A 25,518-nucleotide genomic window follows, 5' to 3' on the forward strand; every position below is an offset into this window, starting at 1 on the left:
CCTATTTATTAATTTGGATAGCCAGTTAAAATAAATTTTCCGTTTGCATCTTTCTTTAAAATAATTTTAGCATTGGTCATTTCCTCAATTGTCGTAGAACCTCTTTGAATTCCTCTACCAATTATTTCATTACCACTATAGGGTAAGGCTAAGGGCCGATTATTACGTGAATTATTTAACCAGTTTTGAATAAGTTCTTGGTTTCTAGGGTTATTTAAAACGTTGTTAGCTATATTTTCAGCTGTCGCTCTATCTGTAAAGGTGGATGCACCTGTTATTCTAGTATCACTTTCTAATCTTTGCAATAGTTCTTCATCCGTTTTTCCTACATGCCTTTCTAGTAAATGTCCACCTCTAGCCTCGTGTGCAGCTAGGCCTCCTCCGGGGACAAGTGAACTGCTATCACCAGGTTTCACAGTAGTAGTATTTTCACCTTTAGCAAACTGATAGGTTGATAGTTCCTCCTTAGCTTGTTTAAATAAAGCATTGTCAAATGTGGAGTTTATACCATTACTACCACCTGAGAAAGCCAAATTATCGCCTTTGCTCAATATTTGTCCAGCTTTTGAGATACCTTGAGAGAATTTAGCACCTTGCGCTAGCTTTGCAGCTTTACTGACTCCTTTATCCCCAATAAGACCTAATCCAATTTGTGTTAAAGCATACGATCCCCATCTTGCGCGGGTTTCTGCATCTCCATTTATCACATCTTTCTTAAAAGAATCTGATAACGCATCCCACATAGCAGGTAAAGCTTCATCTAAATGGGTAACAGTGTAGCCCATACCTTTCCAAGTTTCCCAGTCACCTAATGCCTTTATACCGTCGATTGTATCTCCTACAGCATCTCCCGCACCATCTACTATACCAGCCCAAACTTTTCCTAAGAAAGATTTTTCAGGTACTTTACTAGGTGTAGTTTCTTTTTGAGGCGCTACACCTTCGTTATCTGCAACGCGGAATTTCTCAGCAATCCTTTTTAATTCTTCTTCAACATGCACAAGTGCATTGATAGCTGTGAATGCGGATGGTCTTGCATTGTTAAACATTTGAACGAAGTTTTGATTCGATGCACCTGTCCATTGAAAACACATGTAATCAATTTGATTGCACAAATTATTATGTATGGATTCTAATGCATGCTTAGTATCATTAGCCCGTTTTGCAACTTGTTCTAGTTCTTCAGGTGTAATTTTTATTTGAACCATTTTCTTCCTCACTCTCCCGATTAAAATTATGAGACAAGAAGAAAAAAATGTAAATATAGAAAATTCGTATTACTGTATTAAGGGACTTTAAGAGGATAATTTTAATCATATGAATAAATTCAAAGCCCACTCTACTGAGTCATCTTTTTTGCTACGATATTTTAAATTATCTTTTAGATAATGCCTTTGATATAGGAAAGAACAGATGGAAAAATAAAACAGGCCTAATTCATTTAGTTTTATATTTTGTGGGGGCACCCACAACCCCACCCGCAATTTACCCACAAAATATAAAAAGTGATGAATCACTATGAAATATCATTTTTATAAAAGCTTGATAAATCAACGTTTTTAGCGCACTTTAAAACTTGATGAATTAAGAGGATATATTTAGAACAAAAGTTCAACAAATGGAAGGGGAATGTTTATTTATCAAGGGGATCTAATACAGTTTAATTAAAAGGTTATTATTTGCTCACAAATAATATAAAAACATGTGAAAAAATATGAAATACCCTTTTGAAGTAGAATATAATATAACAAATAAAAAGCGTCGCAAATGCTTGTATAACAGGCATTTGCGACGCTTTTATAGTTTTTCTGAACATAAAATAAACAACCCTAAAACTGTTCATTCTTCTCCCAAGATTCTACAATATAATGAGCAATCGTCGGATTGAAGCCTTTACCAACTAAAAACATAATCGCAGCAACTTCTGTTAATGCGTGTTCGTGTGATGTATGTTTTGCTTCATTTAAACCGTAATCTACCCATGGTTTTACGAAATCTAGTACGGGTTTCTTGAAAGGTAAAAACTGTGTACCGACAACTTGTTGAATTTGTTGTTGTGTTGGTTCAGTAATTGGTCCAGGTGGTAAGATTTGTGGTTGTGTAATGTCTAATGTTGGTCCTGGCGGTAAAATTTGTGGCTGCGTTGGATCTATTGTTGGTGGTTTAGGTGGTGAGACACGTGCGTCGTAGTTTGGTTGATACATTTGTTGTTGGTATTGCGGTTGTTGTGGTTGAGTTGTGTATGGGTTTTGTGGTGCTGCATATGGATTTTGTTGATATGGTTGTTCTTGGTTTTGTGGTGCTGCATATGGATTTTGCTGATATGGTTGTTCTTGGTTTTGTGGTACCGCATATGGATTTTGAGGATATTCATAATTTGGACGTGTTTCATATGGATTTTGTTGAAATTCAGTTTCTTGATTTTGCGTTGTTGCATATGGGTTTTCGTCATATTGTTGTTCTTGCTGTTGTAACTCTTGTTCTTCGTATTGTTCTGTGTATCTTTGTTCTTGTTGTTGAGGGTAAAATGGTTGCCTTGGATAAGGCGGTTGATTATTATAGAACATATTTATTCCTCCTTCATGATGATGCTTACCACTCAGTGTATGGGCGGACAAGAAAATATGTGATGAAAAAATGCGGGCGTGTTACAATAAGTAACTGGGTGAAGATAAAATGACAAAACAAGAAAAGATTCAAAAAACAATTACTTTTGTAAAACATATTTTAGAAAAAGATGCGAGTGGGCATGATTGGTATCATATTGAACGCGTACATAAACTGGCGATTTCTTTATCCGAGCAAGAAGGGGGAAATCGTTTTATAATTGAAATGGCAGCATTACTTCACGATGTGGCAGATGAGAAGTTAAATGAAAGTGAAGAAGAAGGAATGAAAAAAGTTTCTGATTGGTTAGAAGAGTTACATGTGGAAGAAGAGGAAAGTAAACATGTTCTTCATATTATCGCCAATATGTCTTATAAAGGTGGTCATGGCGGTAAAGTGGATTCACTTGAAGGGAAGCTTGTTCAAGATGCGGATCGCTTAGACGCCCTTGGAGCAATTGGAATAGCTCGCACATTTGCGTATGGTGGAGCGAAAGGGAGATTAATGTATGATCCAACTATTCCTCCGCGTGAAGTGATGACGAAAGATGAATATAGAAAAAATAACGATCCATCTTTAAATCATTTTTATGAAAAACTTTTGAAATTAAAAGACTTAATGAACACGAACGCAGCAAAACAAGAGGCGGAAGTTCGTCATCGTTATATGGAACAGTTTATTGAACAATTTATGAAAGAGTGGAATGCACAAATATGAAAATGTTAACTGTGGAAAACTTATCAAAATCATATGGAGAAAAACCGTTATTTGATGGATTATCATTTAGTATTGCAGAAGGACACCGTGCCGGAATTATCGGTGTAAACGGAACTGGTAAATCGACGTTATTAAAAATTATTGCAGGGGCAGAAATTCCTGATACAGGTGATATGACTCATTCTCGTGGGTATACAATTAGTTATTTATCACAGCAACCAGAGTTTGATGAACAACTAACAGTGCTAGAGCAAGTCTTCCATGGTGATACTCCTTTAATTCGTCTTCTTCGTGAGTATGAAAAGGCGCTATTACATATCGAAAAAGATCCAAGTAATGAAAAAGTACAGGAACAATTATTTGCAGTGCAGCAACGTATGGATGCAATGAGTGCATGGGAAGCAAATGCAAATGCGAAATCTCTTTTAACGAAATTAGGAATTACGGACTTCACTGCAACTGTTGGAAATTTATCTGGTGGACAGAAAAAACGTATTGCGATGGCGCAATGTTTTATTGAAACACCGGATCTATTAATTTTAGATGAGCCTACGAACCATCTTGATCATGAGACAGTGGAATGGTTAGAGGAATATTTAGCTCGATATAATGGCGCAGTATTACTTGTAACCCATGATCGTTATTTCTTAGATCGTGTGACGAATCGTATTTTCGAATTAGATAATGGAAAACTGTATAGTTATGAAGGGAATTACAGTACGTTTTTAGAAGCGAAAGCACTTCGTGAAGAACAAGAAATTGCGCAAGAATCAAAACGTCAAAACTTATATCGCCGCGAACTAGCATGGATCCGCCGCGGTGCAAAAGCCCGTTCAACAAAGCAAAAGGCACGTATTCAACGATTTGATGAGCTAAAGGGCCAAGAAGGGACAGCTGCAAAACAGTCAGTTGATATTGCACTTAGCGGTAGCCGTCTTGGGAAAAAAGTACTTGAGTTAAAAGATGTGACGAAAAAATTTGGTGATAAAACGGTATTAAACAACTTTAATCATATCGTGAAACCAGGCGATCGCATCGGAATTATTGGAGCGAATGGAAGCGGGAAATCTTCGCTATTAAATATGCTTGCAGGTAAGTTATCTCCTGATAGTGGTGAAATTGAAGTTGGGCAAACTGTAAAAGTTGCTTATTATACGCAAGAAAATGAAGAGATGAATTTAAATCAGCGTATGATTGAATACATTAAAGAGATTGCAGAAGTTATTCATACAACAGATGGAAAAGTAATTGGTGCATCTCAAATGTTAGAACGTTTCTTATTCCCGACTCATTCACATGGTACACCGCTTGGTAAACTATCTGGTGGTGAAAGAAGACGTTTATATTTATTACGTATTTTAATGGGAGAACCAAACGTACTTTTACTTGATGAACCTACGAATGATCTAGATACACAAACATTAACAGTACTAGAAGATTATTTAGAAGATTTCCCAGGTGTCGTTTTAACTGTATCGCATGACCGTTACTTCTTAGATAAAGTAGTAGATGAACTGTTCATCTTTACTGGCGGAGGCGAAGTGCGTGAGTTCCTAGGTAGTTATACAGATTATTTAGAAATGGAAAAAACGAGAGAACTTATGGAGAAAGCGGAAGTTCAAAAAGAGAAAAAAGTAGTAGAAGAAGCTCCAAAACAACAACGTAAACGTAAACTTTCATACAATGAGCAGCGTGAATGGGAAACGATTGAAGATACAATTGCCGAACTTGAAGAAAAAATTGAGTCAATTGGAGAAGAACTTGCGAAAGTTGGATCTGACTTCACAAAGGCACAAGAATTATCTGAAGCACAGCAGAAAACAGAAGAAGAGCTAGAAAAAAAGATGGAAAGATGGAGTGAACTATCAGACATGGTTGAAGGATTAAAATAAAAACAAGCTGCATATATTGAAAAGTAAAGAGAAAAACTTTACACTATTGGTAGAACCTATTTTAGGAGGGAAAAAATGAGAACATCTAATCCAATGTTGAAAAAAGAGGCATTCCGTAAAGAGGGAGCAAGCGCTTCTGCGATGACAATTGGCGGAACAGTAGGCAAAACGTTCATTATGCTTATCTTGCTACTTGCAACGTCTGTCTATTCATACATACAGATGATGCAGGGGACGATGAAGATGCCAGTATTAATTGGTGCTTTAATCGTTGCGGCAATCATCGCATTTGCGTCTATGTTCTTCCCGCGTATTTCACCTTTTGGTGCACCAATCTATGCAGCGGTAGAAGGGGTTGTGTTAGGAAGTATTTCAGCAGTTTATACAATGAAATTTGGCGATTCTATCGTTTTAAATGCTGTATTACTAACAATCTCAATTCTATTTGCAATGTTAGTGTTATATGCAACACGCGTAGTAAAAGTAACGGATAAATTCCGTACAGGCGTTATGGCAGCAACACTCGGAATTCTGGTTATGTATTTAGTCGTATTCCTACTAAATATGTTTGGTGTAACTGTTCCATACATTCACCAAGGTGGTACAATCGGTATTATTATTAGTGCAGTTGTTATTGTAGTTGCTGCATTAAACTTATTACTAGATTTCGATTTAATCGAAAATGGTGTACGTAGTCAAGCTCCGAAATATATGGAATGGTACACTGCAATGGGACTAATGCTTACATTAGTTTGGTTATACTTAGAAATTCTTCGTTTCGTTTCTTACTTTACGAAAAATGACTAATAAAAAAACCTGCATGAAAAATGCAGGTTTTTTTTATTTTCAAAGATATATTGAACGTATGGTATAATATGGATGTTAACAACTTGAATTGAAGGAGATGGAATATGATGAAAGAGAAGAAGGGGATTATGAAAAAACTATTTTCTAAAAGTTTTTTCATAGAACTAGATGAAGCTTTAACGTATCCATCATCTGAAGTTATTACTTCAGCGATTGAAGGATATGCAACTGAATGCAATGAAAGACTAAAATTTGAGAGTAAAGTTAAACCGATTACTTTTTACTTAGGAAGTGTATTGTACCGTGTTGAAATAAAGATGGCTCGCGGAGGATATTACATATCTTGTACTGAAGTGTAATAAATTTTGAAACCATACATGTTTGAACTATGTATGGTTTCTTTTTTTGTTTTGTAAGGTCTAAATTAATACTTTTTACTTACGGATACATCATTTTGTGCTTTTTACCATTCATCCATTTCTCCTTACAATGGAGAAAAATATGTGAGGTGGTATAACTTATGATGAATAGAGTTGTATTAATCGGTAGATTGACAAAGGAGCCAGAATTATACTACACAAAACAAGGCGTTGCTTATGCAAGAATATGTATTGCGGTGAATAGAGGATTTCGAAATAGTTTAGGTGAACAACAAGTCGATTTTATTAATTGTGTCGTTTGGCGAAAATCGGCTGAGAATGTAACTGAATATTGTAAGAAGGGATCACTTGTTGGGATTACAGGGCGTATTCAGACGAGTAATTACGATGATGAACAAGGCAAGAGAATATATAGAACTGAAGTTGTGATTGAGAGTATTACCTTTTTGGAGAGAAGGCGGGAGGGGGCATCGTAATAAAAGGTGATTTTAAGTAATAGCTACGGAAAAAATTGTGGAAAGTATTTTAATAAACTTAAAGAAGGAGTACCGCCAGCTTTTTTTGGAAAACAAGTAAAGAGTATACAAAATTTTATTACGTTTTTCGGCTAATCCAGTAACAATCGAGAACCGTAAAACCCATGCGAGGATAGGAATGTATAAAAAGAAGAATCGAGTGATAGAAAATAAAAAAGGGGATCCTTTCTGAGAGTAAGGAATCCCCCTTTTTATTGTTTCTTGCAAGTGAATTATTTAAATTCTTGTCTATATAATTTAAACGAATAAATAGCTCCAACGAAGAATACAAAGGCTTCAAATAATATAAAGATTTGACGGGAATTCTCAATATCTTTACCAACTAAAGAAATAAATATGCAATTCATTAGAATTTGAGTAGTAAACATACAAGAAATAATTTTAAAATGAATAGGAGTTGTTCTTTCATCTGGTTTACCAATTTTTTTGTAAATAATAATAAGTGTAATTACTGAACCCAAAAATAGAAGTGCTGTAAGTCCTACAACGATATTGAAATTTCCTGTACTTTCTAACATCCATTTATTTAATAAATCAATCATTATTATCTTCCTTTCCTACATAAGAGAATATTTCGTTCTTCTTTTTCACTATAATAAAAAAAGAAAAAGGAAAACATCGAACTTTCTTACAAATACTCGTGTATTCTTACAGTTTTGTCATTTTGCAAATGTATTCATCGCCTTGTCTTTCACTATTTTCTTTGGAAAACATAGTGAATTACGAGAAAGAGCGCTACAAGATCAACTTCCGAGAACGAAAAATATGTAAATAAGCTGTCTATATGGACAGCTTATTTACATATTTTTGCTTAGCGTGTGTTTTTTTTAATACTGGCGGTACCTCAAGAAATGGATAAAAAATAAAAAGCATCGGAAACGAAAGCTTTTAAAACCTCATTCCTAATTTGAAATGTAAAAAGAATGAAATAGTATGGTAGCGGGAAGAAAGTAGTAAAATTAAGCATCCGAGTAGGAGTATAGAGTGATAACATGTTACAATACAGCTAAGAACACGCAATAAAGGAGAGTTTTTTACGTGAAGATTAAAGCAATTGAACCGACGCCAAGTCCAAATACAATGAAAGTTATTTTGAATGAAGTATTACCATCAGGAGCGCGTAATAATTATACAAATGAAAATAAAGAACAAGCACCAATGCAAGTGCAAGAAATTTTGAAAATTGAAGGCATTAAAGGTGTGTATCATGTAGCTGACTTTTTAGCAGTCGAGCGAAATGCAAAGTATGACTGGAAAGTATTATTACAACAAGTTCGTGCTGTTTTTGGCGAAGAAGTAGTGGAAGAAAGTGAAGAACAACAACTGTCTCATTTTGGAGAAGTGAAAGTGTTTGTTCAAATGTTCTTTACAATTCCAATGCAAGTAAAGTTAACAGATGGAACATCGGAAGAACGCGTTGGCTTACCAGATCGTTTCAAAGAATCAATTATGAAAGTACAAATGTCTGCACCAAACGTTGTAAAAGAGCGTAAATGGGTAGAACAAAGTACACGTTACGGTAATTTTGAAGAAATCGGGAAAGAAGTAGTAGAAGAGATTGTTGCTGCTTATTCAGAAGAACGTGTAAATGAAACGGTTAAAGAATTATTAAATCAAGCAGGTGCTGTTGAAGTAACGATTCAAAAGCGTGAGCCATATAAAGTAACAGAAGAGATGATGAAAGATTCTGACTGGAAAAACCGTTTTGCAGCATTAGAACAAATGGATCCTACTGAAGAAGATATTCCAGTGTTGAAGATGGCGTTAGATGATGAAAAAGTTTCAATACGCCGTTTAGCAACAGCGTATTTAGGTATGGTAAAAGGTGATGAAGTATTACCGTTATTATATAAAGCGTTGTTAGATCGCTCTGTAAGTGTTCGTCGTACTGCAGGAGATTGTTTATCAGATGTAGGTGATCCGGCAGCGATGTTCGTTATGATTAAATCTCTGAAAGATCCAAGTAAATTAGTACGCTGGCGTGCAGCGATGTTCTTATTTGAACTTGGAGATGAAAGTGCGATTCCAGCATTAAAAGCAGCGCAAGATGATTCAGAGTTTGAAGTAGCGATGCAAGCACGTCTAGCATTAGAGCGTATTGAAGGCGGAGAAGAAGCAAAAGGTTCTGTATGGAAACAAATGACGGAGTCTCGTAAAGGGGAATAATGTATGATTGTTTTCTATGATAGTTGGTGTCCGATGTGTACGGCCGTTGCAGAACGTACGAAAAAATTAGATAAAAAGGGTAAGATGAAATTTGTTTCATTTCGAAATGAAGATGTAGTTGAGAAATATAAGCTTTCTCAAGAACTACAAAGTAAAATGGAACAAAGACTGTATATTTTTAAAAATAATAAGTGGTATGACGGCATTCAGAGCATAAATGTATTAGCAAAGGCCGTTCCATCTTATTGGTTTGCAGTTCCTTTTATAAAGCTATCTATCGTACTTGGTTTTGGAAGTAAAGTATACGATTATATCGCTAATAATAGAAAACTTGTTCCAGTGGGACATTGCCGCGGTGGGGTTTGTGAAATCCCTACAAAAAAATGAAATCATCGTTATCTTTCTTTTGCACCTATTAATAGAGCGTGATATGATGAATTTGGAATGAAAGTTGAAGGAGAGATTACAAGATGTCAAATGCTTATGAAGAATACATGCGCCAAATGGTAATCCCAATGCGCCAAGAGTTAGTGCGTTCTGGGTTTGAAGAGTTAACTACAGAAGAAGCTGTAACAGAATTTATGGAAAATACATCAGGTACAACTTTAGTAGTTGTAAACTCTGTTTGTGGTTGTGCAGCTGGTTTAGCACGTCCATCAGCAGGTCAAGCGGTTGTTCGTGCTGAAAAACAACCTGATCATCTTGTAACTGTATTCGCAGGTCAAGATAAAGATGCTACTGCAAAAATGCGTGAATATTTCGGAGAAATTCCTCCATCTTCACCATCTATGGCATTATTAAAAGGAAAAGAAGTTGTTCACTTCATTCACCGTCATGAAATTGAAGGTGCAACTATGGACGAAATTATTACGAACTTAGAGCAAGCTTTCGAAAAGAATTGCTAAAGAAGGGGGAGAGTAAATCTCCCTCTTTTCTTTATATAGAGGTGAAACAATGATAGTAACAACAGCAGGAAGAACAAACAAAGAAATGACAGCATATGCAAAAAAGGTAGCAGAAGAATTAAATCGTTCTTTCATTTTACGTAATGATATACCAGTGCATAAATTACATGAGCAGTATGAACAAGATATACTTGTCGTAGGAAAGAACCGATTAGCTATTTATCCGAAAGGTACGGAAGAATCATTTTTCTTTCATCCGAACTCAGCGATGTTTCGTGTGAAAAGGTTAATGCGTGGAGAACACGATCCGTTTGTACAAGCTGCTAAATTAGAGAGCGGAATGACAGTGTTAGATTGTACGCTCGGGATGGCATCAGATAGTATTGTAGCTAGTTATGTTGTTGGTGAAAGTGGAAAAGTAACAGGACTTGAAGGCAATGAATATATGGCTTATATCATGAGAAATGGTTTGAAAACATGGTCTTCATCTGTTTCTGAAATTGATGAAGCAATGCAAAGAATCCAAGTAAAGCAAACGGAGCATTTTTCATTTTTAGCGCAATGTGAAGACAATAGTTATGATGTCGTTTACCTTGATCCGATGTTTGAAGAAACTGTCATAGAATCTGACGGAATTAAAGGATTAAAACACTTCGCTTTGTATCATGATATTACTGACGAAACAATTGCGGAGGCAAAACGAGTGGCGAGAAAACGTGTCGTTTTAAAAGATCATTTTCGTAGTTCTAGATTTGAAAAACACAATTTTCATGTATACAAAAGAAAAAGTGCTAAGTTTCACTTTGGTGTAATTGACCCTTGCTAATTGTTTGAAAAGATGTATAATAAGCAATAATTAATTAAATATACTGTCTGTGATGAAGAGAGTAGTCTTTTTTAGAAGGAAAGCGAGCTAGGGATGGTGTGAGCCTAGTACGGAAGAAAAAGATGAAGCGCACTTCGGAGATGCTTCTTGAACGAATAGTAGAGAAAGCCGAGGCCCCCTGTCCTCGTTATAAACGGGAAAGTGGTTCTTAACGAACAACAAGGGTGGTACCACGGGTTAAAACTCGTCTCTTTTTTAGAGACGAGTTTTTTGTGTTAAAAAAATAAGGAGGTTGTATCATGGATTATAAAATGCAGTTTGCGGAAAGTTTATCTAATATTTTCACGAATGAATTAACGCAAAAACAAATTTTAGATTTAATTGAAACACCGAAACAAGATGAATTTGGAGATGCAGCGTTCCCATGCTTTTCATTAGCGAAGCAATATAAAAAAGCACCAGCTATTATCGCAAAGGAAGTGGCGGAGAAGTTAAATGATCCGTTCTTTACAAAAGTAGAAGCCGTTGGTCCTTATGTAAATGTATTTTATAATCGTGAAACTGTAAGTGATGAAGTATTAAAGAAAATTTTAGCTGAGAAAGAAGAGTACGGTCAAAATCACTTTGGATGTGAAAAAACAGTAGTTATCGATTATTCTTCTCCTAATATCGCGAAACCTTTTTCAATGGGACATTTACGTTCTACAATGATTGGAAATTCATTGAAGCATATCGCAGAAAAATGTGGATATGAAGTTGTAGGAATCAATTATATTGGTGATTGGGGAACACAGTTTGGAAAGTTAATTACCGCATATAGAAAATGGGGAAATGAAGAAGTAGTGAAAGAGGATCCAATACGTGAGTTATTTAAGTTATATGTTCAGTTTCATGTAGAAGTAAAAGAGAATGAAGAATTAGAAGAAGAAGGACGTGCTTGGTTTAAAAAGCTAGAAGAAGGCGATGAAGAAGCTGTTGAACTTTGGAATTGGTTCCGTTACGAATCATTAAAAGAATTTTCTCGTATTTATGAACTTCTCGGTGTGGAATTTACTAATTTTCAAGGCGAAGCTTTCTATAATGATAAAATGGAAGACTTTATTGGGATTTTAGAAGAGCACGACTTACTGGAAGAATCAGAAGGCGCATTAGTCGTTAATTTAGAAGAAGAAGGTATGCCGCCATGTTTAATTAGAAAGTCAGATGGTGCGACGATTTATGCAACGCGTGACTTAACGGCTGCTTTATATCGTCAAAACACTTATGGGTTTGATAAAGCGCTATATGTTGTTGGTCCAGAACAAAGCTTACATTTCAATCAATTTTTCACTGTATTAAAAAAACTTGGCTACACTTGGGTTGATGGTATGGAACATGTACCGTTTGGCTTCATTTTAAAAGATGGTAAGAAAATGTCGACACGTAAAGGAAGAGTTATTTTACTTGAAGAAGTACTTGAGGAAGCAATCGACCTTGCAAAACAAAATATTGAAGAGAAAAATCCAAACTTAAAACAAAAAGAAGTAGTAGCAAAGCAAGTCGGTGTAGGGGCAGTTATTTTCCACGATTTAAAAAATGAGCGTATGCACAATATTGAATTCTCATTAGAAAACATGCTGAAATTTGAAGGAGAAACAGGCCCGTACGTACAGTACACACATGCACGTGCTTGCTCTATTTTAAGAAAAGAAAGTGTAGAATTTGAAACATGTACGTTTGCTGTAAAAGACGATCATAGCTGGAGTGTCGTAAAATTACTAAACAAATTCCCACAAGTAATTGAAGCAGCTTTCAATAAAAATGAGCCATCGATTATTTCGAAATATGTATTAGATGTAGCACAATCGTTCAATAAATATTACGGTAATGTTCGTATATTAGAAGAGAGTGAAGAAAAAGACAGCAGACTCGCATTGGTTTATGCTGTGACGGTTGTATTAAAAGAAGGATTACGTTTACTTGGGGTGGAGGCTCCTGAGGAGATGTAGCATAAAAGGTGTATGTATCATTACAGATATGTATGCCTTTTTATTTGGTATAGGAGTCATGTAAGCAGTAATCTCACCTTATTAAAACCAATTTCTTGGGGAATTGTTAAAAATGTAGGAATGTTTTTGTTAAATGGAGAATTGTAAGGGGTGTATATAAAAGGAGGCGTTAGAGGTTGGAAACATACGATTGGAACAGTAAACTAGCGTATTTAAAAAATACGAGAGATTTATATTACAATAGCGATTATGTAAGTTTTCTAGTGAATTCAGTTTGGAAGATTTCTGAGCCAGTCCATGTTGTTGATTATGGTTGTGGATATGGTTATTTAGGCTTATTATTAATGCCTTTACTTCCAGAAGGATCAAAGTATACAGGCATTGATAGTGGAGAAACATTATTAGCTGAAGCGAGAGAGTTGTTTCGTTCACTTCCGTACGAGTCAGAATTTCTGGAGGGAGATGCTATAGAAATTGAATTGAACGATACATACGATATAGCAATTTGTCATGCCTTCTTATTACATATGAGTTCACCAAAAACGATGCTACAAAAAATGATTCATTCAGTTAAAAGTGGCGAGAAAATAATCTGTTTTGAACCACATTGGATATCAAATATGTCTTCATACACTTTGGATGGAGAGAACCAATCGGAAATTATCCAGCTAGGCATTTTGCAGAATTTATTTGAAAGTGACACGCAGAGGAGTGGAAAAGATGGAAATATTGGTATGAAAATACCGATGTATTTAAGTGAATTAGGTGTGAAAAATATTGAGTGTAGAGTAAGTGATAAAGTGAACTTTTTAGATTCTAATATCCACCATAATGATAAACAAAGTTTGTATCATTCATTAAAAGAAGAGGGGATTGCAGGTAATCCGGGTGATAAGCAGCAATTTATAAAACGTTTAATAGACAGAGGATTAACATATGATAATGCGCTAGCTCAATATGAAGCTGAACTACGATTTTTTAAAATATTTCATGTGCATTCTTCTTTAGTGTACGCTCCGAATATGAAAATTACATTTGGTGATATAGTATGTTAAAAGATATGATATATAAGGATTGTCGTTTAATGTCGATAAGTCGATATTCGACATATAATCGCTGATAAATGTTAAGAATCGGTCGATATAATTTGAAAATCGCCGATAAAATGAAAGAATCGCTGATATATTTGAATTATCGCCGATATAATTTTATGTACTGATTTCAGCTTCTACAAGATAAAAAACCGCATGTTACGTTATTCCATATAATTAAACAAAATACGGAGAAAAACAATCATTTTTACTATATTTTGTTATAAATTTGAATAATATTAATTAATACCATCCATTATAAGAGATTTTAGTTGAATACATACTATATGGTGTGTAAAATCTAAGCAAGTAGCAGTTTAAATATAAATTCGAGGTGAATGCATGCTAGATTTTAAGCAGTTAGAAGCGTGTTTGAAAGATAAGAGATTTGTAGACGGATTACAGGAAATAAATAATGAAATTGCATATATAAAAGAAACGAATACTTTATCCTATGTGAAGAATTGGCTTGCTAATATTCCTTCGCATAAGGAGTTTGACATATTAATTCGCCTTACTGATGAAGGGCTTATGCACCAATACAGTTCATTCCTCATTCGCTACGCTTATAAGAAATTCCCAAATATGAGAACGCTCTCTTTATATTGTGATGAGCTAATTGATGAGCGAAAAATTCTTGAAGCAGAGCAGCTGTTAAAAGAAACTTTAGAAGAGAGTAATAAAGAAGAAATAGATGCAGATTTTTTAGCGAAAACATATTTTACGTTAGTACGATGTCTTTTAGAAATGAAAAGAAATGAAGAAGCGCTAATGTATATGCAAAAAGCAGAGGAGTACAGTACGCGCGTAGTGTTTGATAAATGGGGCTACGTTTATATGCACACAGGCGAATGGGAGAAAGCGGAAGAACAATTTATTGCTGGCATGCAGCATGAAGATTGTGAAGAGTTATCTACCTATTTATTATCACAATTGTATGCGAATAAAGGAGAACAAAAACGTGCGATACAGTTAATTGATGATGCGATTGTAAAGTTCCCACAAGTACCATATTTTCATTTTGAGAAGGTAAAGTATTTATTAGATTTAGAGCAATATGAAGAGATGTTAGCGGTAATAGATAACATAAATACTCAGCTGCCATATCATGCTTATAACACTTACTTTGTACATTTACGTGCAGAAGCGCTGTACAAAATGAATAAATTTGCAGATTTACAAAAGCTATTAAAAAAAGAAAAGAGTTTAAAAGAATCTTTATATCATAATTTAGAAAAAAATCCGGATGGAAAAAAGGTTCACTTGCCGATAGTTCCTATTGTACAAAAGGATAATTATTGTGTTCCGACAAGTTTAGAGATGATGTTGCGTATATGGGGAGAGACACGTACACAAGATGAAATAGCAGAGTTTATTTTTGATATGACAGGATCGAAGTTTTCAGATACTGTTTCTTATTTGGAAGAATTAGGTTATGAATATCGTTATTTTAAAGGGAATGAAGAGAATTATAAGAGACTGATTGATGAAGGAATTCCTGTTTTATTAAGTATAGATATTGAGCATGCTTCACACGTACAAGTTCTATCTGGATATGATGATACATTGCAAGCTTTCTATGTTCAAGATCCAAACTTTATAGAACCAGTTCTTGTAGAATATAGTAAATTACAAGAAAAATATCGTTATACAGGCTGTTTAGCAATCACGTTTGTTCCGAAAGAAAAGAAGGCGCAACTAGCGTTTCTAAGTGAGGAAGAAAATCGTTATTTTAAATCTATTTTTTCTCTTACGGATCATTTAGATGAACATGACAAAGAGGGAATTAGTAACTTAGTACAATTTTTAAAAGAAACGAGTGATAATCCAAATACGTGGTTATATACGATAAAGCACTTAGATGTTGAAGTAGATAAAGAATTTATTTTATATTGTATCGATAAGTTAATGGAAGAGTTTCCGAACTCGGACTTTGTTAAATTGCATGGTGCACAGTGTTTTATTCGTCTTCAAGAAGTAGAGAAAGCGGAGCAAATGCTGACAAGCGTTGAGAGGAAAAATAATCGTGCTTTATATCATTTAATAAACGGAAGATATGCTTTTGAGCAGGAAAGTTATATAGAAGCGATTTCAAGCTTTCGTTCATCGTTACAATTAGACGCAGATCAGCCTATTGCTTGGAGTTTTCTCGCTTTATCCTATATGTATATTGATCAATCTGAAAAAGCATTGCAATACTCTCAAGTTGCGTTAGAGCGCAGTCCTGAAAGGTTCACTTTAACGAATCACGGTTTAATATTAATAGATTTAGAAAGATATGAAGAAGCATATGAAATCTTTAATGACTTGTTAAAAGAGTATAAATATGAAGCACATGTATGGTATGAACGAGCGAGATGTGCACATCAACTAGGAAAATTATATTTAGCAATAAAAGGGCTTAAAGTAGCGATTCATTTGGATAGTAATGCACCTTACATTTATACGAAACTTTCGGAAATATACGAATCTGATTTGAAGGATGAGGAAAGTACGAAAGAAATTTTATTAAACGGTATTGAGAATTGTGATGATAAAGCACCTCTTTACGTAAAATTAGGTGACTATCATTTTCAAAATGATAGCTTGGAAGAAGCAGAAGTATTGTATAAGCGTGCTTTAGAAGAAAACGATGAGGATGTTTATTCTCACTTCGGACTTACACAAGTGTATATGGCAAGAGAACAATACAAGGAAGCAAAAGAATACATTCTTGGTCTTGAGAAGCAAATTGAAAAGAGCCAAGATTTCCTCATGAATTCAGGAATGGTTTTATGGGATGCTGAACTTGAACTTGGTGGAAATGAAGAAGGGTTTAAAGTAGCGCTATCTAAGTTAGAAAATGGTATAAAGAAAAGCGATTATAATGTAGCAAGTGCGTTAGATGAATATGTGAATCGAATTAAAGGAACGGAATTTGTACAACGAGGTATAGCGTTTTTAAGAACGTTACACAAAGAAAGTAATGAAGTAAGTGAGTGCGGTTGTTATGCAGGTATTTTATATGAATCTATTGGACAGTACGGCCAAGCGATGAAAAGATATAATAAGGCGATAGAACAAAAGGAAACGGCATTACCGTATTACCGAATTGGTGAAATACTTATGGCATTAGGGCAATTGACGGAAGCAAAACAAGCGTATGAAACATGTTTAGAGCTTGATGGGAATTTCGTAGGTGTACATTTACAGCTTGCGGAAATATACGAAAAAGAAGAAAACCGTTCTAAAGAACAAAGTCATATGGTTCAGGCGATGAAGGAAGAGCCGTTGCATATTAATATGGAATATTTGGCACAGCTTTCAGTAGATATGAATCTTCAGGAAGAATTGCTGACGGAACTAGAACAATTAGAGGAAGAAGTACCTGAAATATGGCGTTTAGATGCGATTGCATATGTGTACGGAGCGATGAATGAAATAGATAAAGAACAAGAACAGATTGAATACGCGCTACAATTAGATGGTGAGCATATAGAAGTTCTATATCATTATGCAAAAGTATTAGTGAAAAAAAGAAATGTAAAAGCAATTGAAGTTGCAATGAAAGTAATACAAAAAGATTTTGATAATGAACGTATATTTGATGTTTATGTAAAAGCAGTAGAGCAGCATAAAAAATTGTCTAACATACGAGATTTTCTTCATACGTTAAAGGTGAAAAAAGCAAAAAGAAGTACAGCATTCATGTATGCTGCAGCTGCGGTTACGGAAATATGGATTGAACGCCAGCTGCATGAACAACCAAAACGATCTATCATTACGAGAGCTTTTTATCGTATGAAAAATCGTGCCAAAGAAATTTCAATGGTTACTATGATAATTGATTTATATGAAATCTCTTTAAAGTTAAATCCGAAAAATAGTATGGCAGCACAGCGATTTGCGCTATTTTATGAGAATGTAGAGATGAATAAAGAAGCAATAGAGATTCTGCACACGTCACTAGAAAATAGATGGGATTATGAAGTAGCGAAGCAACTTGTAAATCTTTTCGTTGAGTGCGAGGAAGAAGATATGTTAAGAGATGCTTTGGAATTAACGAAGCAAATGGTTCGAGAACTACCAGATGATTATGATACTCTTCTTCTGCAAGCACAAGTATTCTTTAAAGCAGGGGAAGAAAGAAAAGCAGAAAAGATTACCTTACAATTAACGGAGCAAACACCGTTCGTAAGTAGAGCATTTCTTGCTTTAGGAGAAATGTATCAAAGTCAAGAAAGGTTTGAAGAGGCAATTCATGTATTAGAAAATGCTTCTATACATCATCCAAATGAAACAGCAATTCTCCTTTCTTTAGCGTCTTCATATCATGGTGCCGGCCAAACACTAAAGGCAGAAAAAATAGCAAATGAAGTATTAACAATGGATGCAAATGATTTGTTAGCAAGATATGATCGTGCTTGTTATTTAGCACAGTTAAATAGAAATGAAGAGGCGAAGGAAGAGCTTGAAATTGTCCTTCGTGAGGATGAATCGGGATTCTTTGCTGAACTTATTGAGGATGATGAAAATTTAGCAGCATTGCGAGAATTTGAAAAGTAATTGTATAAGAATAGGGGATAAGGATAAGCATATATTTTGAATTAGTTGACAATTAGTTGTCAAATGGCATAAAATAACTTTTAATAAAGTATACAAATCTGAAGACGAGAAAGAGTAAAATAGTGAACTGTTCTCCAGAGAGCCGGTATATTGCTGAAAGCCGGTGGGCAGACGTTATTTGAAAATCATCTCCGAGGAGCCGAGGCTGAAAGTAAGTAAGCCCGGACGGATGTCTACCGTTACAAAGAACACGTATGATAGTACGTTGCTAAGCGCTATTAGTGAAAAAGCTAATAGAATTAGGGTGGTAACGCGGGTAAACCCGTCCCTACTTCATAGGGACGGGTTTTTTGTGTGCTTTTAAAACATTCAAAGGAGTGATTGTAGATGAAGAAAGTAGATGTAAAAGAGTCAGCTGTAGGGAGAGAAACACGTATTCGTAAGCAGTGGAACGAACAAAGCATTTTTGAACAATCAATTCAGAATCGAGAAGGCGCGCAATCGTTTGTGTTTTATGAAGGACCACCAACGGCGAACGGTTTACCACACGTCGGCCATGCACTTGGTCGGGCAATTAAAGATTTAGTAGCAAGATATAAAACGATGGCTGGTTATAAAGTAGTAAGAAAAGCAGGATGGGATACACACGGTTTACCTGTAGAACTAGGTGTTGAGAAGCAACTTGGTATTTCTGGTAAACATGAGATCGAAGAATATGGTATTGAACCATTTATTCAAAAGTGTAAAGAGAGTGTTTTCACATATGAAAAGCAGTGGCGTGAATTCACTGAAAGTATTGGTTATTGGGTAGATATGGATGATCCATATGTAACTTTAGAGAATCCATATATCGAAAGTGTATGGCATATTTTGGGGACGATCCATGAAAAAGGATTGTTATATAAAGGACATAGAGTTTCACCATACTGCCCAAGCTGCCAAACCTCATTGAGCTCACATGAGGTTGCACAAGGGTATAAAACAGTAAAAGATTTAAGTGCAACTGTGAAGTTTAAAGTGAAAGATAGTGAAAATGAGTATTTCTTAGGTTGGACAACAACGCCTTGGACACTTCCAGCAAACGTAGCGCTTGCTGTCCATCCAAATATGGAATACGTTAAAGCAAAACAAGAAAGTCATGTATACATTGTTGCGAAAGAACGTGTACAAGAAGTATTAAAAGAAAACTATGAAGTATTATCTGTTCATAAAGGCGAAGAATTATTAAACACATCTTATACAGCGCCATTTCCGATGAAAGAAGTTACAAATGGTTACCGTGTTATCGCAGCAGATTTTGTAACAGCGGATAGTGGTACAGGACTTGTTCATATTGCTCCAGCATATGGAGAAGACGATTATAGAGTCGTTCAAAGTGAAGGATTGTCATTCTTGCACGTTGTAGATGAAAAAGGTGAGTATACAGAAGCAGTACCATTTTTGAAAGGGAAATTTGTAAAAGATTGTGACGTGGATATCGTTCGTTATTTAGCTAAGGAAGGTTTACTGTATCATAAAGAAAAATATGAACATAGCTATCCGCATTGCTGGCGTTGTGATTCACCACTACTTTATTATGCAGGAGAAAGTTGGTTAATTCGAACAACTGCAATTAAAGATACCTTTTTACAAAATAATGATTCTGTTACTTGGTATCCGGATCATATGAAACATGGACGTTTTGGTAAGTTTTTAGAAAATATGGTGGACTGGAATATTAGCCGAAATAGATATTGGGGAACGCCATTAAACGTATGGGAATGTGAAAGTTGTAATCATCAGTTCGCACCGAAGAGCATTGCTGAATTAAGAAAGCATAGTACGAACGAAACACCAGAAGATTTGGAATTGCATAAGCCGTATGTAGATGAAGTGCAAGTCTGCTGCGGGAAATGCGGAGGAACAATGAATCGTACACCAGAAGTGATTGATGTTTGGTTTGATAGTGGTTCCATGCCATTTGCACAATATCATTACCCATTTGAAAATAAAGAGTTATTTGAAGAGCAGTTTCCAGCTGATGTTATTGCAGAAGGAATTGATCAAACACGCGGCTGGTTTTATAGTTTATTAGCAGTATCAGCACTATATACAGGAAAAGTACCGTATAAACGAGTGTTATCACTAGGGCATGTTTTAGATGAAGAAGGGCAGAAAATGTCTAAAAGCAAAGGAAATGCACTAGATCCAGTTGATTTAGTAGATAAGTTTGGTGCAGATGCGCTAAGATGGGCTTTACTTGTTGATAGTGCTCCGTGGAATGCGAAGCGTTTTTCTGAAAGAACCGTACTGGAAGCGAAATCTAAATTTGTAGATACATTAGTCAATGTGTATAGCTTCTACGTTTTATATGCAAATTTAGATGAGTATAACCCGAAAGAAACGTATGATGTAAAGCGTACGAAATTAGACGAATGGGTATTATCAAGATTGCATAGTACAACGAAAAAAGTGAGAACAGCACTTGATGATTATCAATTTACGAATGCAGCTCGTGAAATTGCAGTACTTGTAGATGAAGTGAGTAACTGGTATGTAAGACGCTCACGTAATCGTTTCTGGGAATCTGGTATGAACGCTGAAAAAGCTGCTGCGTATGAGACACTTCATGAAGTACTTGTAACAATTAGTAAATTAATTGCACCATTCACACCGTTTGTCGCGGAAGACATTCATCTTAATTTAGAAGGAAGTAGCGTTCATTTAGCTGATTATCCAGTTGTAAATGAATCACTACTTCAGCCGAAATTAGAAGCGGAAATGGATGCTGTTTTACAAGTTGTTGAACTTGGAAGAAGTAACCGTAATCAGCATTCTTTAAAAGTAAAACAGCCGCTAGCAGAACTTGTATTACTTGAGCATAACGAGAATGATATGGATTGGGAATCTTATCGTGATATCGTTATGGATGAGTTAAATGTAAAAGCGTTCCATGTTGAACTCGATGAAACAAAATACACATCATATCAATTGAAGCTCAATTTTAAAACAGCGGGGCCGAAATTCGGTAAAAATGTGAATGCAGTGAATGGTTGGCTAAAACAATTATCACAAGAAGAAGTACAAAACTTTGTATCAACAGAAAGAGCAGTTTACGAAGCAACACCAGGAGAAGAAGTAGTTGTAACTGCTGAAGATGTGTTAGTTGAGAAAGTTGCAAAATCAGGATTCTCTAACACGACTAACGGACAATATACGGTTATGTTAGATACGAATGTAACGGAAGAATTGTTACAAGAAGGAGTAGCGCGTGAATTCATTCGTGCGGTTCAAGAATATCGTAAACAGTTGAATTTACCAGTTAATTTACGAGTCGATGTTATTCTTGATACAGAAGTAGAGCTACAACGAACGTTAACGAACCATAAAGATTTATTGGAAGAAAACTTACTCGTTAAACAATTTACATTTGGTCACTTAACGAACGAAGACGATGAACTTTCTTTAGGTGAAACAAAACTTAGAATTAAATTAAGTGCAGCTAATTAAAGAAAAAAGGAAGTTGGAATGATTCCAACTTCCTTTTTCGTATGGAGGTAAATTAACTAGCTAATTTCCTCATAATCCATTCAATAGGTCCTCTAGAAAATTTCTTTCTCCATAATACGCTAAACAAAATACTGAAAATGAAAAATATAGTAGCAAATAATAAAACGAAAAGTAGTGTTTGATGTTCCATTCTATCGAATAGAATTAATGCTCCAATACCGATAAATACATGACTTACATAATGAGTTAATGTTAATTGACCTGTTTGTATAATGGAAGTAACAAACCAATTATTTTCATATTTTTCAGCGGAATAGAGACAAATTATTAATATAGCAATAGCGGATCCTGTAGCAGATAAAATATATAATATATTTGGTAAAATGGGTCCTGTATTAAACAAAAATGTAGCAGCTTCTTTGCCAATGTGTGGAATGAAGTAGTATGTGAGCCCTTTTGATAAAAGTTCTATCAGTATGGTGAATGTAATACCGAGCAAGAGCAACCTATCTCTAATCTTTTTATTATGAAGATCTAATCTTCCAATTATCATACCGATTAAGAAGAACGAAAACCATGGGAAAAAAGGGTGATAACCATTAAAGAATAAATTGCGAAGAAAACCGTTTATTGTCCAGAAGTCTACATAGTTTATAAATGGAGTAGGGCCTCCCCAACCTTCGAAAGTATTGAAAGTAAGCTGAAGAGATTGTGCCAAGAGTAGGATAATAATAGATAACAAGAGTAATGCTTTTTTTCGGACTGTAATGAGTAATGCAGCAACGAAAAGGTAAACACCGTAGTAGTGTAATATATCCCCAGTCCACTCCATTACGTATAAAAATAATCCTAAAATAAATAAGAATAGTGCCCGTTTCCAGATGATTTTTCGGCTATTAGAAATTTTTATTTTTTCATTTCTAGCAACAGATGATCTAGTCATTAAAGATATGCCAATTCCAGCAAGTATAACAAACAAGGCAGAAGCTCTACCTTCAAAAAGTGACATGAAAGTTATTAAAAATGGGGGACCATTTCCTTCTGCACCTGTTATCACCATAAAATTAACAAGCAGCATACCAAACATCGCCAAAGCTCTAGCAAAGTCTAAGCCGATAATTCGTTTTTTAGTATTCAATTCAATCCCTTCTTTCAAAAATACTGTTTACAGCTTCCATCCATATTTGTCTATAATCTATATCCACATGTAACATCATAAAATTCCCGACATTATCAAGCACTAATGCTAACATATGAGCTTTTGAAACTAGATTTTTATTTTCAATCAATTGAAGCTCATTTGCTTTTGTAAGGAGGGATTCAAATCCTTGTAAATATTCTGTTTGCACAGTTAGTAATCGATCTTTGTACATATCATTTCTTGAAGATAGTAATACATATTCTTGCAACACACGATTAAAATAAGGATCGTTCTGCTGTTCATCAATTATTTTGAATCCAATTTCAATGCATTTGTCAATAAAATTTTCTTTCGTAAACTCTTCTGTATGGAAGAAGGAAGAAAACTGCATCGCAGCACATAATCCTGTGAAAATACATTCGATTAATGCATCTTTAGATTTAAAGTAATAATAAATGGACGGTTTAGCAATTCCGACTTCTTCAGCAATCATTGAATAAGTCGTTTTGATAATACCATGTCCGGCAAACAGTCGATAGCTTGCTTCCATAATTGAAGAGAGTGTTTCTGCACTTTTGCTCATAATAAAGCCTCCTAAAAAAAGGTTATATAAATCGTATCATTCATTAATATTTTTTTCAACCTACCGTTAGGTAAAAAGTGGCCTGTTTTTACAAAGTCATTTAAAAAGTTTAAGAGTTAAGGAATTTCTTTAGAAATATATTTCTAAAATATTGTGTTCACTTTACACATAAATATTGAGAAAATTTCACTTACCCTAAATGGAAAGGTAATAGAAGTGTCCATAGAGAATTACTCGTAGATTCAATTTTTATCCATCCGTTTTGCGGGGAATGATTGCCTAGTGGTAATGGGATAAGGTTGAGCTACTTTATTAGGGGGAGTGGTTCTATGTTTAATAAAAAAATGGTGGCAATGGCAATGACTGTGCCGTTAGTAATGGGGACAATTTCTACGGTTTCGGCATTGGAAAAACAACAGCAAGTAAAGTTAGAAGCTTATTCGCCACAGAAAAAAGCAATTGAATATTTAAAAGAAAATGCTGCGCAGTATGGATTGAAAACAGACCTTTCAGACTTGCAATATATTTCTACAACAGAAACGTCAGTAGCTTCATATGTTAGGTTCCAACAAGTTGTTAACGGTGCGCCTGTATTTTCAAAACAAATTACAGTTACTCTTAACGGAGAGGGAAAGGGAGTACTCGCTGTTTCTGATTATCAGCCTGTTACAGGTGTGAAGGAAGTAACGACAAAAATTAGTGAAAAAGATGCAATACAAAAATCAATGGCGTATGTTGGAGAAGCAAGTGAGCAAAACTTATGGGCTCCTACAGAGAAAGAATTCGGATATATTGTTGAAGAAGGAATGGCTCGTCCAGTATATAAAGTTGTAGTTCATTCTAATAATCCATTTGGTGCATGGGAAACATTTATTGATGCAGAAAATGGAAAGTTAATTAAAAAGGTTGATATAAACCGAAAAGCTGAAGGGTCAGGAAAAGTATTTTTACCTAACCCAGTCGTATCTAGCGGTAGTAAAGTAGGCTTAAAAGATAATAACGATGCAGATTCAACAGCTCTAACGAACCAACTGAAAACTGTTACGTTAAAAGGCTTAGATGGAACAGGATTTTTAATTGGAGAGTATGTAACGATTTCTTCAAAAGCAAAAACAAAATCTACAAACTTACAATTCAACTATACACGTGCAAATGATAGCTTTGAAGACGTGATGTCGTATTATCATATCGATACATTACAGCGTTACATTCAAGGGTTAGGTTTTAAAAATATTAATAACCGTTCGATAAAAGTGAATGTTAATGGTACAACTGATGATAACTCATTCTATTCTCCATCAACAAAAGCTTTAACTTTCGGTACTGGCGGTGTTGATGATGCAGAAGATGCTGGTATTATCGCACATGAGTATGGGCATTCGATTCAAGATAACCAAGTTCCTGGCTTTGGTAGTTCAGCAGAAGGCGGAGCGATGGGAGAAGGATTTGGCGACTTCTTAGGTGCTACATATGAAGATGCAGTATCGACTACAGGATACGGAAAAGCATGTGTTGGAGAATGGGATGCGACAGCTTATTCTAGTTCAGATCCAACATGCTTACGCCGATTAGATACGAATAAAGTATATCCGAAAGATATAACGAATGAAGTGCATGATGATGGTGAAATTTGGGCTCAAGGTCAATACGAAATGGCAAACGCTTTTGGCCGTGATGTAGCAACAAAAATCATTTTACAATCACACTGGTCATTAACACCAAACTCTAAATTCAGTGATGGAGCAAAAGCGATTAAGCAAGCGGATGCTCTTTTATATGGCGGACAACATGCTGCTGATATCGATCGCATTTGGGCAGCGAGAGGCATTAGTACGAATTAATATA

At 35.2% G+C, this 25,518-nt stretch carries 19 protein-coding genes and 2 other annotated features; of the genes, 14 read left to right on the top strand and 5 right to left on the bottom strand.

The window, feature by feature from the left end; translation table 11 throughout:
- Nucleotides 1-8: 8 nt before the first annotated feature.
- The gene (locus tag H6481_RS08920) at nt 9-1,208 is read right to left on the bottom strand and encodes a WXG100 family type VII secretion target (RefSeq protein ID WP_088022233.1); all 1,200 of its coding nucleotides are present in this window, start codon (nt 1,206-1,208) and stop codon (nt 9-11) included.
- Between the two features lie 621 nt (nt 1,209-1,829).
- Nucleotides 1,830-2,567 carry a hypothetical protein gene (locus H6481_RS08925; RefSeq protein ID WP_061660812.1) on the bottom strand — a complete coding sequence of 246 codons (738 nt, stop codon included), beginning with the start codon at nt 2,565-2,567 and terminating at the stop codon, nt 1,830-1,832.
- Between the two features lie 109 nt (nt 2,568-2,676).
- Here H6481_RS08925 and H6481_RS08930 point away from each other — a divergent pair, with 109 nt between their 5' ends.
- From H6481_RS08930 to H6481_RS08950, 5 genes are all read left to right on the top strand, one after another.
- Nucleotides 2,677-3,324, top strand: a complete 648-nt coding sequence (locus tag H6481_RS08930; RefSeq protein ID WP_000165961.1) for an HD domain-containing protein — start codon at nt 2,677-2,679, stop codon at nt 3,322-3,324.
- On the top strand, nt 3,321-5,216 hold the full coding sequence (locus H6481_RS08935; RefSeq protein ID WP_078993371.1) for an ABC-F family ATP-binding cassette domain-containing protein: 1,896 nt from the start codon (nt 3,321-3,323) through the stop codon (nt 5,214-5,216). Before H6481_RS08930 ends, H6481_RS08935 begins: the two co-directional genes overlap by 4 nt.
- 75 nt (nt 5,217-5,291) lie before the next feature.
- Complete coding sequence (locus H6481_RS08940; protein ID WP_023521797.1) at nt 5,292-6,023, top strand: Bax inhibitor-1/YccA family protein; 732 nt, start codon at nt 5,292-5,294, stop codon at nt 6,021-6,023.
- 104 nt (nt 6,024-6,127) lie between these two features.
- Nucleotides 6,128-6,382, top strand: a complete 255-nt coding sequence (locus tag H6481_RS08945; RefSeq protein WP_000975134.1) for a DUF4318 domain-containing protein — start codon at nt 6,128-6,130, stop codon at nt 6,380-6,382.
- A gap of 161 nt (nt 6,383-6,543) precedes the next feature.
- Complete coding sequence (locus tag H6481_RS08950; protein WP_000982013.1) at nt 6,544-6,879, top strand: single-stranded DNA-binding protein; 336 nt, start codon at nt 6,544-6,546, stop codon at nt 6,877-6,879.
- A 272-nt stretch (nt 6,880-7,151) separates the two neighbouring features.
- On the opposite strand, the gene H6481_RS08955 is transcribed toward H6481_RS08950, so the two are convergent.
- Entirely contained in the window at nt 7,152-7,481 is a 330-nt protein-coding gene (locus H6481_RS08955) for a hypothetical protein (RefSeq protein ID WP_000566293.1), read from the bottom strand.
- A gap of 496 nt (nt 7,482-7,977) precedes the next feature.
- On the opposite strand from H6481_RS08955, the gene H6481_RS08960 reads away from it, so the two are divergent.
- The 8 genes from H6481_RS08960 to ileS all read left to right on the top strand — a co-directional run bounded on the left by H6481_RS08960 (nt 7,978) and on the right by ileS (nt 21,949).
- Nucleotides 7,978-9,105, top strand: a complete 1,128-nt coding sequence (locus H6481_RS08960) for a conserved virulence factor C family protein (protein WP_000692587.1) — start codon at nt 7,978-7,980, stop codon at nt 9,103-9,105.
- 3 nt (nt 9,106-9,108) lie between these two features.
- A complete protein-coding gene (locus tag H6481_RS08965; protein WP_120460390.1) occupies nt 9,109-9,492 on the top strand; it encodes a DCC1-like thiol-disulfide oxidoreductase family protein in 384 nt (127 codons plus the stop codon).
- A gap of 83 nt (nt 9,493-9,575) precedes the next feature.
- Nucleotides 9,576-10,010, top strand: a complete 435-nt coding sequence (locus tag H6481_RS08970) for a BrxA/BrxB family bacilliredoxin (protein WP_000063706.1) — start codon at nt 9,576-9,578, stop codon at nt 10,008-10,010.
- 49 nt (nt 10,011-10,059) lie between these two features.
- Nucleotides 10,060-10,836, top strand: a complete 777-nt coding sequence (locus tag H6481_RS08975; protein ID WP_063547140.1) for a class I SAM-dependent methyltransferase — start codon at nt 10,060-10,062, stop codon at nt 10,834-10,836.
- A gap of 40 nt (nt 10,837-10,876) precedes the next feature.
- Nucleotides 10,877-11,091 (top strand) — a binding site (T-box leader).
- A gap of 44 nt (nt 11,092-11,135) precedes the next feature.
- Nucleotides 11,136-12,824: an arginine--tRNA ligase gene (argS, locus tag H6481_RS08980; protein ID WP_097920543.1), complete on the top strand. Its 1,689-nt coding sequence runs from the start codon at nt 11,136-11,138 to the stop codon at nt 12,822-12,824.
- A 176-nt stretch (nt 12,825-13,000) separates the two neighbouring features.
- Complete coding sequence (locus H6481_RS08985) at nt 13,001-13,879, top strand: class I SAM-dependent methyltransferase (protein WP_097920542.1); 879 nt, start codon at nt 13,001-13,003, stop codon at nt 13,877-13,879.
- 378 nt (nt 13,880-14,257) lie between these two features.
- Entirely contained in the window at nt 14,258-18,460 is a 4,203-nt protein-coding gene (locus tag H6481_RS08990) for a bacteriocin-processing peptidase family protein (protein WP_182811490.1), read from the top strand.
- Between the two features lie 92 nt (nt 18,461-18,552).
- Nucleotides 18,553-18,793 (top strand) — a binding site (T-box leader).
- 54 nt (nt 18,794-18,847) lie between these two features.
- Nucleotides 18,848-21,949 carry an isoleucine--tRNA ligase gene (gene ileS, locus H6481_RS08995; RefSeq protein ID WP_023521808.1) on the top strand — a complete coding sequence of 1,034 codons (3,102 nt, stop codon included), beginning with the start codon at nt 18,848-18,850 and terminating at the stop codon, nt 21,947-21,949.
- Between the two features lie 52 nt (nt 21,950-22,001).
- Here ileS and H6481_RS09000 read toward each other — a convergent pair whose 3' ends face one another.
- Nucleotides 22,002-23,087 (bottom strand): heparan-alpha-glucosaminide N-acetyltransferase domain-containing protein, encoded by a 1,086-nt coding sequence (locus tag H6481_RS09000; protein ID WP_141538301.1) that lies wholly within the window; start codon nt 23,085-23,087, stop codon nt 22,002-22,004.
- A gap of 1 nt (nt 23,088) precedes the next feature.
- The gene (locus H6481_RS09005; protein WP_182811493.1) at nt 23,089-23,673 is read right to left on the bottom strand and encodes a TetR/AcrR family transcriptional regulator; all 585 of its coding nucleotides are present in this window, start codon (nt 23,671-23,673) and stop codon (nt 23,089-23,091) included.
- 329 nt (nt 23,674-24,002) lie between these two features.
- Here H6481_RS09005 and H6481_RS09010 point away from each other — a divergent pair, with 329 nt between their 5' ends.
- A complete protein-coding gene (locus tag H6481_RS09010; RefSeq protein ID WP_120460380.1) occupies nt 24,003-25,514 on the top strand; it encodes a M36 family metallopeptidase in 1,512 nt (503 codons plus the stop codon).
- Nucleotides 25,515-25,518: the final 4 nt, after the last annotated feature.

This window comes from Bacillus sp. ME78 (assembly GCF_903970865.1).
In the GTDB taxonomy this organism is placed as follows: Bacteria; Bacillota; Bacilli; order Bacillales; family Bacillaceae_G; genus Bacillus_A; species Bacillus_A cereus.

Excerpts from the sequence above, each read along its gene's own strand:
- H6481_RS08945 (WP_000975134.1), top strand. The coding sequence starts at position 6,128 with ATGATGAAAGAGAAGAAGGGGATTATGAAAAAACTATTTTCTAAAAGT.
- H6481_RS08990 (WP_182811490.1), top strand. The coding sequence starts at position 14,258 with ATGCTAGATTTTAAGCAGTTAGAAGCGTGTTTGAAAGATAAGAGATTT.
- H6481_RS09005 (WP_182811493.1), bottom strand. The coding sequence starts at position 23,673 with ATGAGCAAAAGTGCAGAAACACTCTCTTCAATTATGGAAGCAAGCTAT.
- argS (WP_097920543.1), top strand. The coding sequence starts at position 11,136 with ATGGATTATAAAATGCAGTTTGCGGAAAGTTTATCTAATATTTTCACG.
- H6481_RS08920 (WP_088022233.1), bottom strand. The coding sequence starts at position 1,208 with ATGGTTCAAATAAAAATTACACCTGAAGAACTAGAACAAGTTGCAAAA.
- H6481_RS08975 (WP_063547140.1), top strand. The coding sequence starts at position 10,060 with ATGATAGTAACAACAGCAGGAAGAACAAACAAAGAAATGACAGCATAT.
- H6481_RS08970 (WP_000063706.1), top strand. The coding sequence starts at position 9,576 with ATGTCAAATGCTTATGAAGAATACATGCGCCAAATGGTAATCCCAATG.
- H6481_RS08930 (WP_000165961.1), top strand. The coding sequence starts at position 2,677 with ATGACAAAACAAGAAAAGATTCAAAAAACAATTACTTTTGTAAAACAT.
- H6481_RS08950 (WP_000982013.1), top strand. The coding sequence starts at position 6,544 with ATGATGAATAGAGTTGTATTAATCGGTAGATTGACAAAGGAGCCAGAA.
- ileS (WP_023521808.1), top strand. The coding sequence starts at position 18,848 with ATGAAGAAAGTAGATGTAAAAGAGTCAGCTGTAGGGAGAGAAACACGT.
- H6481_RS08935 (WP_078993371.1), top strand. The coding sequence starts at position 3,321 with ATGAAAATGTTAACTGTGGAAAACTTATCAAAATCATATGGAGAAAAA.
- H6481_RS09010 (WP_120460380.1), top strand. The coding sequence starts at position 24,003 with ATGTTTAATAAAAAAATGGTGGCAATGGCAATGACTGTGCCGTTAGTA.
- H6481_RS08955 (WP_000566293.1), bottom strand. The coding sequence starts at position 7,481 with ATGATTGATTTATTAAATAAATGGATGTTAGAAAGTACAGGAAATTTC.
- H6481_RS08940 (WP_023521797.1), top strand. The coding sequence starts at position 5,292 with ATGAGAACATCTAATCCAATGTTGAAAAAAGAGGCATTCCGTAAAGAG.
- H6481_RS08965 (WP_120460390.1), top strand. The coding sequence starts at position 9,109 with ATGATTGTTTTCTATGATAGTTGGTGTCCGATGTGTACGGCCGTTGCA.
- H6481_RS08925 (WP_061660812.1), bottom strand. The coding sequence starts at position 2,567 with ATGTTCTATAATAATCAACCGCCTTATCCAAGGCAACCATTTTACCCT.